The sequence below is a fragment of the Flavobacterium sp. genome (assembly GCF_040379285.1).
GTDB lineage: Bacteria > Bacteroidota > Bacteroidia > Flavobacteriales > Flavobacteriaceae > Flavobacterium.
This window is the reverse complement of the sequence record NZ_JBEILJ010000029.1, coordinates 18,736-32,116: the sequence shown is the minus strand read 5'-3', so window position 1 is coordinate 32,116 and position 13,381 is coordinate 18,736. Positions and strand designations below refer to the sequence as shown.

Annotated in this window: 14 protein-coding genes; 8 read left to right on the top strand and 6 right to left on the bottom strand. The window is 41.7% G+C overall.

All coding sequences use genetic code 11. From position 1 onward, the window contains the following. Positions 1-605: 605 nt before the first annotated feature. Positions 606-1,643, top strand: a complete 1,038-nt coding sequence (gene rlmN / locus ABWO12_RS07700) for a dual-specificity RNA methyltransferase RlmN (protein WP_353088168.1) — start codon at positions 606-608, stop codon at positions 1,641-1,643. Positions 1,644-1,693: 50 nt separating this feature from the next. On the opposite strand, the gene ABWO12_RS07695 is transcribed toward rlmN, so the two are convergent. Next, on the bottom strand, positions 1,694-2,569 hold the full coding sequence (locus ABWO12_RS07695) for a hypothetical protein (protein WP_353088167.1): 876 nt from the start codon (positions 2,567-2,569) through the stop codon (positions 1,694-1,696). A 106-nt stretch (positions 2,570-2,675) separates the two neighbouring features. Here ABWO12_RS07695 and ABWO12_RS07690 point away from each other — a divergent pair, with 106 nt between their 5' ends. The 5 genes from ABWO12_RS07690 to dnaG all read left to right on the top strand — a co-directional run bounded on the left by ABWO12_RS07690 (position 2,676) and on the right by dnaG (position 8,210). After that, a complete protein-coding gene (locus ABWO12_RS07690; protein WP_073363048.1) occupies positions 2,676-3,653 on the top strand; it encodes a polyprenyl synthetase family protein in 978 nt (325 codons plus the stop codon). A 135-nt stretch (positions 3,654-3,788) separates the two neighbouring features. Beyond that, positions 3,789-4,349 carry an RNA polymerase sigma factor gene (locus ABWO12_RS07685; RefSeq protein WP_353088166.1) on the top strand — a complete coding sequence of 187 codons (561 nt, stop codon included), beginning with the start codon at positions 3,789-3,791 and terminating at the stop codon, positions 4,347-4,349. Next, positions 4,336-5,052: a hypothetical protein gene (locus tag ABWO12_RS07680; protein WP_353088165.1), complete on the top strand. Its 717-nt coding sequence runs from the start codon at positions 4,336-4,338 to the stop codon at positions 5,050-5,052. Before ABWO12_RS07685 ends, ABWO12_RS07680 begins: the two co-directional genes overlap by 14 nt. Before the next feature lie 35 nt (positions 5,053-5,087). After that, entirely contained in the window at positions 5,088-6,137 is a 1,050-nt protein-coding gene (locus ABWO12_RS07675; RefSeq protein WP_353088164.1) for a hypothetical protein, read from the top strand. Positions 6,138-6,224: 87 nt separating this feature from the next. Beyond that, on the top strand, positions 6,225-8,210 hold the full coding sequence (gene dnaG / locus ABWO12_RS07670; RefSeq protein ID WP_353088163.1) for a DNA primase: 1,986 nt from the start codon (positions 6,225-6,227) through the stop codon (positions 8,208-8,210). On the opposite strand, the gene ABWO12_RS07665 is transcribed toward dnaG, so the two are convergent. Together ABWO12_RS07665 and nadE are read right to left on the bottom strand one after the other, a co-directional pair. Next, positions 8,207-8,836: a LuxR C-terminal-related transcriptional regulator gene (locus ABWO12_RS07665; protein ID WP_353088162.1), complete on the bottom strand. Its 630-nt coding sequence runs from the start codon at positions 8,834-8,836 to the stop codon at positions 8,207-8,209. The two genes, dnaG and ABWO12_RS07665, sit on opposite strands and share 4 nt — an antisense overlap. Before the next feature lie 78 nt (positions 8,837-8,914). Next, on the bottom strand, positions 8,915-9,721 hold the full coding sequence (gene nadE / locus ABWO12_RS07660; protein ID WP_353088161.1) for an NAD(+) synthase: 807 nt from the start codon (positions 9,719-9,721) through the stop codon (positions 8,915-8,917). A gap of 187 nt (positions 9,722-9,908) precedes the next feature. Here nadE and gldB point away from each other — a divergent pair, with 187 nt between their 5' ends. Together gldB and gldC are read left to right on the top strand one after the other, a co-directional pair. Next, complete coding sequence (gene gldB, locus ABWO12_RS07655; RefSeq protein ID WP_353088160.1) at positions 9,909-10,877, top strand: gliding motility lipoprotein GldB; 969 nt, start codon at positions 9,909-9,911, stop codon at positions 10,875-10,877. Then, positions 10,870-11,208, top strand: a complete 339-nt coding sequence (gene gldC / locus ABWO12_RS07650; protein WP_298205183.1) for a gliding motility protein GldC — start codon at positions 10,870-10,872, stop codon at positions 11,206-11,208. The genes gldB and gldC overlap by 8 nt, the downstream gene beginning before the upstream one ends. Before the next feature lies 1 nt (position 11,209). Here gldC and ABWO12_RS07645 read toward each other — a convergent pair whose 3' ends face one another. Genes ABWO12_RS07645 through ABWO12_RS07635 form a run of 3 tightly spaced genes read right to left on the bottom strand, consistent with a single transcriptional unit; the run spans position 11,210 to position 13,231 of the window. After that, entirely contained in the window at positions 11,210-11,833 is a 624-nt protein-coding gene (locus ABWO12_RS07645; protein WP_353088159.1) for a hypothetical protein, read from the bottom strand. A gap of 12 nt (positions 11,834-11,845) precedes the next feature. Then, a complete protein-coding gene (gene yihA, locus ABWO12_RS07640) occupies positions 11,846-12,463 on the bottom strand; it encodes a ribosome biogenesis GTP-binding protein YihA/YsxC (protein ID WP_073363064.1) in 618 nt (205 codons plus the stop codon). A 3-nt stretch (positions 12,464-12,466) separates the two neighbouring features. Then, positions 12,467-13,231 carry an alpha/beta fold hydrolase gene (locus tag ABWO12_RS07635; RefSeq protein ID WP_353088158.1) on the bottom strand — a complete coding sequence of 255 codons (765 nt, stop codon included), beginning with the start codon at positions 13,229-13,231 and terminating at the stop codon, positions 12,467-12,469. Positions 13,232-13,381: the final 150 nt, after the last annotated feature.

The following is a 13,381-nucleotide window of genomic DNA, read 5'->3' as shown; positions in this document are numbered from 1 at the left end:
GAAAATGAACGTATCAACCTATTTCCCGTTACACTTTTAAACTTAATAAACATTTAAAATAAACCAACTTTTCCACCCAATCAACCTCAATCCTTTCTCAAGCGCAGCGAATCCGCGCCTCAAAACTTTGCGAACATTGCGCTTACTTTGCGCCTTTGCGGTAAAAAAACCTTGTAAAACTCTGTGCCCAACCTTGTGATACAAATAATCAATGTGCCGATGTACCAATTTGCCAATTTGAAAATTTGCCAATTTGAAAATGGACAAATCAACCTATTTCCCGTTACACTCTTAAACCTCATAAACATTTAAACTAAACTCCACTTTTCTACCACCTGAAACTATAGCCACTAAGACACTAAGCTTCCGAGAAATTTTAAATGTGAGTTTATTAGAACCTAACCTGAAACTTGAAACCTGAAACTTGAAACCTTTTAAAGCTTCTGAGAAATTTTAAATGTGAATTTACCAGAACCTAACCTTAAACTTGAAACTTGAAACTTGAAACTTGAAACTTGAAACTTGAAACTTGAAACTTTTCGACCTCAAACCCATAATTCATAATTTATAATTCAAAATTTACAATTCCTATCTACCTTTGCCCCATGGAAGACAAAAAAGACATTCGGGCGCTGACCAAAGACCAACTGCGTGATTTTTTTGTAGCACAGGGCGATCAAGCTTTTCGCGGCAATCAAGTTTATGAATGGCTGTGGACCAAAGGCGCCCATAAGTTTGAAGACATGACCAATGTGTCCAAAGCTACTCGAACCTTGTTGGAAACCCATTTTGTTATCAATCATATTCAAGTCGACCAAATGCAACGCAGTGCTGACGGAACGGTCAAAAATGCGGTGCGACTCCACGATGGTTTGGTCGTCGAAAGTGTGTTGATTCCCACTGCAACCCGCATCACGGCTTGTGTGTCGAGTCAGGTGGGCTGTAGCTTGGATTGTAACTTCTGTGCCACGGCACGCCTGAAGCGTATGCGCAATCTACAACCCGATGAGATCTACGACCAAGTTGTCGCTATCGATCGCGAGAGTCGGTTGTACTACAATCATCCTTTGTCCAATATTGTGTTTATGGGCATGGGCGAACCCCTCATGAACTACCCCAACGTGATGAAAGCCATCGAGAAGATTACTTCCGATGAAGGTTTAGGCATGTCGCCCAAACGCATTACGGTGTCGACCTCGGGGATTCCAAAAATGATTAAAAAAATGGCCGACGACGGCGTGAAGTTTAAATTGGCCGTTTCGTTGCATTCGGCGATTGAAGGTACGCGCAACAAGATTATGCCGTTTACGACCAATTTTCCACTCACCGATTTGCGGGAGAGTTTGGAGTATTGGTACCAAAAAACCAAAAGTAAAGTCACTTACGAATATGTCGTTTGGCGCGGTATCAATGACAATCGCGAAGCTGTAGATGCCTTGGTGAAGTTTTGCAAATACGTTCCGTGTAAGGTCAACTTAATTGAATACAATCCTATCGACGATGGCGAATTTCAACAAGCTTCCGAAGAAGCAATTCAAGCCTATATCGACGCCTTGGAACGCCATGATATTGTCGTGAAAGTCCGTCGCAGTCGCGGCAAAGACATCGATGCCGCTTGTGGGCAATTGGCCAATAAATCATAAAAAAAAACGTCTCAACTTAGCTGAGACGTTTTTTTTGAAGGGTTCTTTTTTTAATTTCCAATCACAATAGTTACCGAGGTTCCATTAAAGGTAAACAAGGCGGTATTGTCGCAAGTCCCGTCACCGTAGTCCAAGGTCGCCGTGTTTCCATTGCGCGCGATGGTAATCATACCACTCACCAATAAGGGTTTGTTGGCGGTGATACAACTCATTTTAACCATCAAAGGTGTGGTAATCGTACTTGTTTGAAGAGTGCTATTTGGAAACGTAGTGGTCCAGTTTCCTGTGACACTATATACATTGTCAATCAGTACATTGGGGGTGTCATACCCAGCTGTGATTTGACGTATACGTTGCCCAACCCGTTGGTATACATTGCCGTTAGGAAGGGTTACATTCATATCCATATTCATCGTAACCACGGGAAGACTTGGTGTTGTTGCCGTTGCAGGCGTCATGACTCGGGTAAAGGTTTTATTCCCATCAAATTTGAGGTTGTTGTGGTAAAAATTATCAAACTGATAGTTGATGGTATGTGAAGTGGCTCCCGGGTTGAAGGTAAATGTGATGATAATTCGCCCTTTGACCACATTTCCGCTGGCTAGGGTGCATCCCGTAGTGCCAAAGTCGATGGTTTTGGTCACTTGTGTTCCTGGCGTTAAAGGCGTTCCAAAGGCTGGTACACGCGTAACAGTGGCACAAGGTGGCAAGGCCAAGGCACTCAAAGCACTATTTTTGTTGGCAGGATCGAGGTACGTACTTTGTTCTTCATTCATGACAATATCGGTAACATCATTGTTGGCCAAGTCAATTTTGGCATTCACACTGGCTTCTTCAGCCGTGATAGCAGGGGAAGCATCGTCTTTAGTACAACTGGCAAGAAGGCAAGCCCAGCCAATTACAAGAGTTTTAAGCATTGTTTTCATAAAGCTAATTTTTACGGTTATAGTACTTAGATTACGAACGTTAAAAAAAGTTTAATGCGAAATCAAAAAACGTTGCGACCCATAGGATTGTTGTATCTTTGAATCGATGAATATTACGGCGCAAATCAAGCAACCCATCCAAGAGGAAATGGAACTTTTTGAAACCAAGTTTCGAGAGTCAATGTCCTCCAAGGTAGCATTGCTTAACCGCATTACCCATTATATCGTCAACCGAAAAGGGAAGCAAATGCGTCCCATGTTTGTGTTTTTAACCGCCAAAATGCTCCACGAGGGAAAAGTCAACGAACGAACGTACCGCGGGGCAAGTGTAATCGAATTGATTCATACCGCGACTTTAGTTCATGATGATGTGGTAGACGATAGCAACCGTCGCCGTGGATTTTTCTCTATCAATGCCTTATGGAAAAATAAAATTGCCGTTTTAGTCGGTGATTATTTGTTGTCCAAAGGGTTACTGCTGTCCATCGATCACGGCGATTTTGATTTGTTGCGCATTATTTCGGTGGCTGTTCGCGAAATGAGTGAGGGGGAATTGTTGCAAATTGAAAAAGCGCGCCGCCTTGATATTACCGAAGCGATTTATTACGAAATCATCCGTCAAAAAACGGCTACTTTGATTGCCGCATGTTGTGCCTTAGGTGCCCGTTCCGTATCCGATGATGATGTGGTGGTAGAACGGATGCGAAAATTCGGCGAGTTGATTGGGATGGCTTTTCAAATCAAAGACGACCTGTTTGATTACACCGACGATGCGATTGGGAAACCCACCGGTATTGATATCAAGGAGCAAAAAATGACCTTACCCCTGATTTATGCCCTCAACCATTGTACGCCCTCCGAAAAAAGCTGGTGCATCAATTCGATCAAAAACCACAATAAGGATAAAAAGCGAGTCAAGGAGGTAATTCAATTTGTAAAAGACAAAGGCGGACTCACTTTTGCCGAACAAAAAATGACCGAGTTTAAATCGGAAGCCTTGCACCTTTTGCAAAATTTTCCAGCCTCACCCTACAAAGAAAGCCTGGAATTAATGGTCAATTACGTTACAGAGCGTAAAAAATAATTTATTTTTATACTACTCATAGTCAATAGATTAAAAATATTTTTTTAAAAAAATTCACTTTTTTTTATCAAGTGATGCAACCCTTTTTAATCCATTCACGTCTTACCCAATAGAAACCCTAAGGAACAAACGAATATGAAGGTGATCAACCTCCATAACGACGAAAATGAATGGATTGCGCTGGCACTCGAAAACAACCGTCATGCACAACACCAACTCTATATGAAGTTTGCCCCGAAAATGCTTGGCGTTTGTCGTCAGTATTGCAAAGACCTGCACCAAGCCGAGGATGTGATGATTACCGCTTTTATGAAAGTGTTTGCCAATTTAAAGCACTTCCAACACAAAGGCAGTTTTGAAGGATGGATTCGTCGTATAATGGTTAATGAATGTATTTCGTTTTTGAGGGTGCAAAAGAAAGTGCGGTTTATGGACGATGAAACTTATTTCGAAGAAACCCATAACCAAATTGAGAGTCAGCTCACCCTAGACGAGATTCAGTTTCTTATCGATCAACTGCCCGACGGCTACAAAATGGTGTTCAACCTGTATTGTATCGAAGGGTATAAACACCATGAGATTGCCGAACTGCTCAATATCAGTGAAGGCACATCTAAATCACAGTTATCACACGCAAGAAAAATGTTGCAACAGCAACTTAACCTTCAAAAAAAATATACCAATGGCACCGAATAATTGGGAAGAACAAATCAAACAAGGCCTACAAGGGCGTGAAATCCAGCCCACGGCGCAAGCTTGGGATCGCTTGGACGCCATGTTGACCGTTGCCGAAGAAAAAAAAACCAAGCGTCCGTTAGGCGTTTACTTTCGCTATATTACCATATCAGCGTCCGTTTTGGTCCTGCTTTCACTCGGGTTTTATTTTACCTCAAACCCTTCGAAGACCGATACCCACCACCCTCAAGAAGTAACTCGTCAAGAACCTGCTAAAGCCATTCCAACAGTGAAGGATTCCAAGGCCAAGGATATTTTGGTAATAACACCAACTCCCAATGAGGCCGTTGTGGTGCAACCCAAAACCGATGCAAAAGAAGCCGTCCAAAGTAAAAAGTATTTACCACAAAATACAAAGCACACCCTCAAAACCCAAATTATCCCTACCACCGAACAGGAAGTGGTCACTGCAGTACCTGCGCAACCCAAAGTAGGACAAAATTTATCCACCTTAGTACAACCTACATCAGGGATAGAAGCAATAACAAATGTAGCTGTAACCCAACCGCAGTTGGCAAAAACCAACATCAAGGTAGATGCTTCAAGTTTGTTGAATCAGGTAGATGGCGAACTCAATCAGTCGTTTCGCGAGCGTTTGTTTGACCGCCTTAACCGCAATTACCAATCGGCTAAATCCGCTTTAGCCACCCGAAATCAGGAGTAACAATCATTCATCAAAAAAACAAAAATCACTACGTCATGAGAAATTTTATTTTTTATTTGGCCTTAATCCTTTGTGCTATTACGTCAAAATTAACGGCGCAAGAAACCTTTGAATCCAAAGCACGTGCCATCGCCGACAAAATCGAGCAAGTCACCTCGGAGGAAAAATTAGCCCTAAAAACCGCCGTTGAAGCTGTAAATGTTCGTTTGGAAAAAGGCGAAATTACCGCAGCGCAAGCCACCACAGAGAAGCAAGTCTTAGCCACTGAATCGGCGGCCAAAATTGAATCACGCGTCAACCAGTTGAATGATGAACTACGCATTTTAGTGCAAAACAAAATCGATGGGAAGTTGGCTACTCGAGATACCGTGTACATCGATGGAAAGTTTTTTTCAATCAACTTTCATAACCATAACAAGAAGAAGATAAAGTACACTTTCCGCGGTGAAAAACGCACCACATCGCAGTTTGTCTTTGCTATCGGTTTAAATAATGTAGTTACCGACGGTTCGGTTGAAAATTCCGATTTCCGTTTCTCAGGGTCTCGCTTTTACGAATGGGGTTTTACCTACAATACGCGTTTGTTTAAAAAGGACAACTTATTGCATGTTAAATATGGAATGTCTTTGATGTACAACGATTTACGCCCTACTGATAACCGTGTTTTTGAAAAACAAGGCGATCAAACCCTATTGGTGACCAGTCCGGTGAATCTAGAAAGTGCTCGTTTTCGAAATGTGTATTTGGTTACTCCATTGCATTTGGAGTTTGATTTTTCCAAAAAAGAAGTGAAAGACGACAAAACACTGTTCCGTACGCACAAAAGTTTGCGCTTGGGAGTAGGGGGCTATGCTGGAATTCGCATCAAATCAAAACAAAAAACAGAGTATAAAATCGACGATATGGATTACGACCAAAAGGTGAAAGGTGATTTCAATGCCTCCAATTTTATTTACGGTTTAAGCACCTATATCGGGTATCGGGAAACGAGTTTGTATTTGAAATACGATTTGAATCCACTCTTCCAAAACAATGCCATCAAACAAAACAATATCTCATTGGGCGTTCGCTTCGATCTCAATTAACGCACATGACGATTTGATGAGGGTAGAAAAGACGCTTTATGTAAGGCGTCTTTTTTGTATTTTTACCCGTTCCTAAACAAAACCAAGGTGATAACCAAAGAAACGATTGATAAAGTATACGACGCCGTTCGGGTGGAGGAGGTCATTGGCGACTTCGTTCAGCTCAAACGTGCGGGTAGTAATTTTAAAGGCTTAAGTCCGTTTTCCGACGAACGTACCCCTTCGTTTATGGTGTCGCCCGTGAAGCAAATTTGGAAGGATTTTAGTACGGGGAAAGGAGGGAATGCGATTGCTTTTATCATGGAGCACGAGCATTTCTCGTATCCCGAAGCCATTCGTTATTTGGCCAAAAAATACAATATCGAAATTGAGGAAATGCAACGCACCGATGAAGAGCGGGAGGCAATGAACGAGCGCGAGAGTATGTTTTTGGTGACCGAATTTGCGGCTCAATATTTTCAAAAACAATTGTGGGATACTGAAGAGGGAAAAGCGATTGCATGGACCTATTTCAAAGAGCGTGGTTTTACCAACGATACCATTAAAAAGTTTGGACTGGGCTATTCCCCCAATACTTGGGATGCTTTGACCAAGGAGGCGCAGGCCAAAGGGTATCAATTGGAATTTCTCGAAAAAACTGGGTTGACTATAGTGGGAGAAGATAAAACTTTTGATCGCTTCAAAGGCCGTGTCATGTTTCCAATTCAAAGTTTGTCGGGACGTGTTTTGGGATTTGGGGGGCGTATTCTCACCAACGACAAAAAAGCAGCCAAATATTTGAACTCGCCCGAAAGCGACTTGTACCATAAAAGTAAGGTCCTGTATGGGATTTCCCACGCCAAACAAGCCATTGCCAAAAACGACCGCTGTTATTTGGTGGAAGGCTATACCGATGTGATTCAAATGCACCAAGCGGGTATAGAAAATGTGGTAGCCTCCTCGGGAACAGCGTTGACACCCGATCAAATTCGGTTAATCAGTCGCTTGACCAAAAATATTACCGTTTTATTCGACGGCGACGCTGCAGGATTACGCGCGTCTTTACGTGGAATTGATTTGATCCTCGAAGAAGGGATGAATGTAAAAGTATGTTCGTTTCCCGATGGTGAAGACCCCGATAGTTTTGCCAAAAAAACGCCTCTGCACGATTTATTGGCCTATCTCGATACCGAAGCCAGAGATTTTATCCAGTTTAAAGCCTCGTTGTTGATGCGGGAAGCCCAAAATGATCCTATTAAAAAGGCCGAACTGATTCGGGATATGGTGGTGAGTATTTCTAAAATTCCTGATCGAATCAAGCGTGAAATTTATATCCAAGAGTGTTCCCGTATCATGGACATTTCTGAAGACGTGTTGTTCAATACGTTGGCCCAGTTGCTCAAGAAAGAGGTAGAGGCTATAGGGAAACAACAAAAGGCAGCCCAAAAAGCGTTTGAAGTTCACCGCAATGAAACCCCCGAGCAACCCGCCACAGGGGTCGATATTCAGCATCTTTTGGAGCAGCGAATTATTGAAATACTCTTGTTGTATGGAACCCAAGAGGTAGATTTTGAAGATGTCTTGTTAAAAGCTGATGAACGAGGTGAAATGGTTGAGGTGCGGGAATGGAACCGCTATAAGGTTTTTCATCGAATTTACTTGAGTTTACAAGAGGACGAAATTGAATTGGCGCATCCTGGATTCAAACAAATTTACGACGATGTAATTGCCTATTTGCATCAGAATGAGCAGTTTGATTTAGACCAATACGTGGCGCAATTACCGCCGGAGCTTTCTGCGACGGTCACGGGAATATTGATGCAAGAAGAACGTGACTTTTTACACAATTGGGAGGCCAAGAATATTTTGGTGAAAGATAAAATGCAAGGAATTGCACAATATGTTACCGAAACCATCTTAACGTTGCGTTGGTATTGGGTGAATAAAATTATCGATGAGCTTAAAAAAGAAATCAGCCAAGAGGCTGATTCTGATAACTCAAATACATTGGAGATGATCGTCGACTACCTGGGTTTGACTAGTGTCTTTTCAAAGAAACTCGGACGAGTAATCTCGCGCCACAGTCTCCATTAAACGATATCTAAAGTTTTCGCTTTGTTGACCAAGTCGACCAAGTTGGTTACGTTTAATTTTTGTAACAAACGCAGTTTGTAGGTGCTGACCGTTTTTTCATTAAGATTTAAAATCTTAGAAATTTCATTGTTTTTCTTTCCATCCGATAAGTAACGCAATACCTCAATCTCACGATTGGATAATTTGCGGTATACCCGTTCGGTTTTGTTTTGTTTGGCGATAAGGGCCAAGTTCTTTTTGATGTTTTCACTCATCATGACCAATCCTTGGTGAACACGGATGATGGTGGTGCCTAATGTTTCCAATTTGGAACTTTTGTGAACATATCCTGCAGCGCCTGCTTTAATGGCATTAGGAGCGTAAATTTGTTCGTTAAGACTGGAGAAAACAAGGACTTTCGTGTTGGGAAAGTTTTTAATAATCGCTTTAAGTTCGTAAATACTTTTCAGGCCATCCAATTCTAAGTCGATGACCAGTACGTTGATCTCACGGTTTCTAAGGGCGTCGGGCACCATGTAGAAGCTACCTACATTGGATACCACCGCAATTTCGGGGTGATCCCTGAAATACGATTTTACCCCGTAATGAACCACGGGTAAATTGTCGGCAAGACAAACTGTAATCATAATTTAACGTTTTAGAGTGTGTTAGGGTAACTTAATTTTTTTCTTCATTTTGTTCCAAAACGTTGAAGATCTTCAGAATTAGCGTAATGCTTCCGGAAGGACACAAACCGGAATCGGTTCCATTTTGTGTCGGTTAGCGCGGTTGAGTCGCTGATAAATAGTAAAGACTTCTAGCTCGCGGCCTGTGAAAGCATCTGCTTGCTTGCCTTTTTCCTGTTCGCGCATCGCCCATTCCAGTTCATCATAACTGGCCCCCAACTGATCTTCATCGGTTCGGTTGTCCCCAAATAATCCATCCGTTGGAGCGGCGAGCTGAATTGATTCAGGTATTTGTAAATAGTTTCCAAGTGCGTAGACCTCACTTTTCATCAAATCGGCAATCGGACTCAAGTCGACGCCGCCATCCCCGTACTTGGTGTAGAATCCAACGCCAAAATCTTCTACTTTATTGCCTGTTCCAGCGACCAAACGGCCGTGTATACCCGCCAAAAAATATAAAGTAGTCATTCGCAATCGCGCTCTACTGTTGGCCAACGATAAGAAGTAGGCTTTCTCATCGGGACTCTTGGGAACTTCTTTTTTAAAACTTTCAAAAACGGGTGTTAAATCAACGCGCATTCCTGTAACCAGTGGAAACCGCTCTTGCAATTGAGCGATATGTTCCTGCGCGCGATAGACCTGACTCTCAGCCTGATGAATAGGCATTTCTACACACAAGGTGGGTAAGCCTGTCTGGGCACATAAGGTGGAAGTTACAGCCGAATCTACACCACCTGAGATTCCTACAACAAAGCCTTTAACTCGAGCCTGTGTTGCATAATCACGTAGCCACTGTACGATGTAGTCGTTTACAAGAGCTGGATTAAACACGTTTTTATTTGTCATTAATACTAGTGATGAAAAGTATAGTATCTCACGTATATTTGCAAAAATATTAATTTATACGAATAAGAATACTTCTTCGTTTTGAATTAATTGACAAAGAAATTAACTATTTTAGAACGTTTTCTTTATTAACGTAAAGTACGAAGGTAAGCTTTTATTTACGAAAGAAAAATAAATTTTTGTAGGAATGAAAAAATTAACAGGATTGTTTTATATTGGACTAGTAGTGATTGCTTGTGATTCGAAGGCAAAGGTCGAAAAAGAGGTAGAAGCCATACCTGTAGTGACCAAACTGAATCGATTTGAACAAGCATTTTATGAGTCCAAGCCTTCCGAATTGGCTAAAGTCAAACAACAATATCCCGATTTTTTTCCTGTGGATGTTCTCGATTCCGTATGGATTAATCGCCTGCAAAATAAAGATTGGCAGGCACTTTACCGCGAGGTCTCCAAACGTTACAACGATTTTAGCGCCGAGCAAACAGCAATAGACGATGTGTTTAAACATGTTAAATATTACTTTCCCAAAGTCAAAGAACCCTTGATTTACACGGCCATTGGTGAAATGGATTACCTTAACAAAGCCATTTACACGCAAGATAAGTTGATTATCTCCTTGGAAATGTATCTCGGAAAAAGTCATCCCTTTTACGCTGGAATTCCGCAATACATTCGCGACAACTTTGAACCGCGACAAATGATCCCCGATGTAGTAGCCGCCATAGGTTTTCGGGTAATCCCCAAATCGCGCAAAGGCGACTTTTTGAGTTTGATGATTGATGCGGGGAAAGAATTGTACCTCAAAGATCTTTTGATTCCCGATTATACCGATGCGGAGAAAATTGGATATACGCCCAAGCAACTTCTGTTTTGTCAAGAAAATGAAGCCTACATTTGGGAGAATTTTGTACAAAACAAATACCTCTACAGTACCGATAGTAAGTTGCCCAACCGATTTATTAACATGGCTCCTTTTTCAAAATTTTATCTCGAAATCGACAACGAAACCCCTGGACGCATTGGCCAATGGGTAGGATGGCAAATCATTCGCTCGTTTGTTGAAAATAATGAAGATGTAACCCCCAAAGACTTGCTCGCCATGGAGGCACATCGTATCTTTGAACAATCCAAATACAAACCCAAAAAGAATGAGTAAGCAAACCTTTACCTCGGAAATAAAAGTAAATGTAACCCTCGATGAAAATCGTATTCCCGAGGCCTTAAGTTGGACCGCCATTGACGGTGGAGTGGAAAATGCGGGTGCCAAAGCGGTCTTGTTGTCGTTGTGGGACAGTCAGCAAAAAGAAACTTTGCGGATTGATTTGTGGACGAAAGATATGCCAGTAGATGAAATGAAAATCTTTTTTCATCAAACCCTGGTAGCCATGGCCGACACCTACCAACGCGCCACCCAAGACGATAAAATGGCCGATTCCATGCGGGATTTCTCTGATTTCTTTGCCGAAAAATTGAATTTGAAAGGGTAAGCTAGCGGACCGATGTTCGCCGTAAATCTTTTATTCCTTTTTCATAGGCTTTGAGCAATAAACTTTTCGCTTGAACGCTAAACTCCCAACGTTCGCCTCCGTGAAGCGAGGTGCTGGTGCTGCTCCCTGTAAATCGCTTGGAGTACAACAGGGTTTGTTTTTTGAGGTCGTAACATTCCAAGGTAATATGCGCCATATTTTGTTTCTGTGTTTGCTGAAAACGGGAATTGTAATTGAGGAGTCCCATTTCATCTTTGGCAATGACGGCTTTACATAAAATTACATAATCACAAGTTGGAACCCCCAAGGCCAATTGTTTCAAGGCAGTTAATTTCATCTGTACTTTGGCGTCTTTCGGTATAATAGCACTTTGTATTTGATGGGGAAAGTAAAGACGATCGCCCAAAATTGCTTTGAAGTCGGTTTGTATTGCCGTATTGAGTGCACCATAGACTTCTGGCGGACAATCGATTTCCAACAACAACCAATTACCGGTACGAAAATCTACCCCGCCTGCCGGTCCCTGCGAAAGCATCGTATATTTGGCTGCATTGCAACCTGATAAAAGTGTTAAGGTAAGGGTGAGAAGGATCAAGGGAAAGGCAAAAAATGTCGATTTTCTCATGGCAAAAAAATATTAAGGAAAGGGTGATTTTCGGATCGTCTCATTGATAGACTCTATATACGTCAAAAGTTCCTCGCGACCTACTTTTGTCTCCGAAGAAGTGATAAAATAAGGAGGCATTTCTTCCCAATTTTCGGCCAATAGTTTCTTTCGGTAAGCCGCCACATTGGATTCTGCTTTTACCCGCGTAATTTTATCCATTTTGGTAAAGACCAAACAAAAAGGGATGCCGTTTTCCCCCAAATAATTGATAAACTCCAAATCGATTTTCTGAGCTTCCAAACGCACATCAATCAATACAAACGCACAAACCAACTGGGTTCTTTTTTCAAAATAATCGGTGATAAATTTTTGAAAAGTAGCTTTGGTCGATTTAGACACACGGGCATAGCCATAACCCGGTAAATCGACCAAAAACCAATTTTGATTGATTTTAAAATGATTGATTAACTGGGTTTTGCCAGGGCGACCCGATGTTTTAGCCAAATTTTTATGGTTGGTCAACATGTTAATCAGTGAAGATTTTCCCACATTGGAACGCCCGATAAAAGCATACTCGGGAAGGGGTTCTTGAGGACATTTACTGACCACAGAATTGCTGATGATAAATTCGGCGCTATTGATTTTCATGCCTTATAAACCTTCTTTTTTAAGCCACATTTCCAAATGCTGATTGAATGCTTCAGGTTGTTCCATCATCGCGGCATGTCCACATTGGTCAATCCAATACAAATCCGAATTAGGCATTAACTTGTGGAATTCTTCGGCAACTTCAGGCGGCGTAACTCGGTCGTTTTTCCCCCAAATAATACATGTTTTTACATGCATTTTGGGCAAATCTTTTCCCATATTGTGGCGAATGGCACTTTTGGCAATCGTGAGTGTTTTTAAAACTTTAATACGGTCATTTACAATAGAAAACACCTCGTCTACCAATTCAGGAGTAGCCATTTTGGGGTCGTAAAACACGTCTTCGGTTTTCTTTTTGATGTATTCGTAATCGCCGCGTTTGGGGTAACTGTCTCCCATAGCGCTTTCATACAAACCAGAGCTCCCGGTGATTACCAAACCCGCAACTTTTTCGGGATACATTTTCGTATGGTATAAAGAGATATGTCCCCCTAGAGAATTACCCAAAAGAATAACTCGCGAGAACCCTTTGTAGGTGATAAAATCCTTGACGTATTTCGCAAAAGCTTTGACGTTGGTTTTTAAAATGTTTTGGGTGTATAGCGGTAATTCAGGAATTACTACTTTGTAGCCTCGGGTTGAAAAGTGATCGGCAACCGCTTTAAAATTACTCAAACCGCCCATCAATCCATGCAACACCACGATTGGGGTGCCTTCTCCAGCTTCATAATATTGGTACTTACCTTCTTTTTTTGCGCTTACATCCATATTGAATCCTACGATTTTGCTTGGTTACAAATATAGTTTTTTAAACCTAATATCCCAGTGCTCTCGTCATTATTTACGGTGATGTTTCTGTTGTATTTCGATTCATTACGACCAATTGCTAATCGTCTTGAAATCAGAACTTCATTTTCT

Excerpts from the sequence above, each read along its gene's own strand:
- rlmN (WP_353088168.1), top strand. The coding sequence starts at position 606 with ATGGAAGACAAAAAAGACATTCGGGCGCTGACCAAAGACCAACTGCGT.
- ABWO12_RS07695 (WP_353088167.1), bottom strand. The coding sequence starts at position 2,569 with ATGAAAACAATGCTTAAAACTCTTGTAATTGGCTGGGCTTGCCTTCTT.
- ABWO12_RS07690 (WP_073363048.1), top strand. The coding sequence starts at position 2,676 with ATGAATATTACGGCGCAAATCAAGCAACCCATCCAAGAGGAAATGGAA.
- ABWO12_RS07685 (WP_353088166.1), top strand. The coding sequence starts at position 3,789 with ATGAAGGTGATCAACCTCCATAACGACGAAAATGAATGGATTGCGCTG.
- ABWO12_RS07680 (WP_353088165.1), top strand. The coding sequence starts at position 4,336 with ATGGCACCGAATAATTGGGAAGAACAAATCAAACAAGGCCTACAAGGG.
- ABWO12_RS07675 (WP_353088164.1), top strand. The coding sequence starts at position 5,088 with ATGAGAAATTTTATTTTTTATTTGGCCTTAATCCTTTGTGCTATTACG.
- ABWO12_RS07665 (WP_353088162.1), bottom strand. The coding sequence starts at position 8,836 with ATGATTACAGTTTGTCTTGCCGACAATTTACCCGTGGTTCATTACGGG.
- nadE (WP_353088161.1), bottom strand. The coding sequence starts at position 9,721 with ATGACAAATAAAAACGTGTTTAATCCAGCTCTTGTAAACGACTACATC.
- gldB (WP_353088160.1), top strand. The coding sequence starts at position 9,909 with ATGAAAAAATTAACAGGATTGTTTTATATTGGACTAGTAGTGATTGCT.
- gldC (WP_298205183.1), top strand. The coding sequence starts at position 10,870 with ATGAGTAAGCAAACCTTTACCTCGGAAATAAAAGTAAATGTAACCCTC.
- ABWO12_RS07645 (WP_353088159.1), bottom strand. The coding sequence starts at position 11,833 with ATGAGAAAATCGACATTTTTTGCCTTTCCCTTGATCCTTCTCACCCTT.
- yihA (WP_073363064.1), bottom strand. The coding sequence starts at position 12,463 with ATGAAAATCAATAGCGCCGAATTTATCATCAGCAATTCTGTGGTCAGT.
- ABWO12_RS07635 (WP_353088158.1), bottom strand. The coding sequence starts at position 13,231 with ATGGATGTAAGCGCAAAAAAAGAAGGTAAGTACCAATATTATGAAGCT.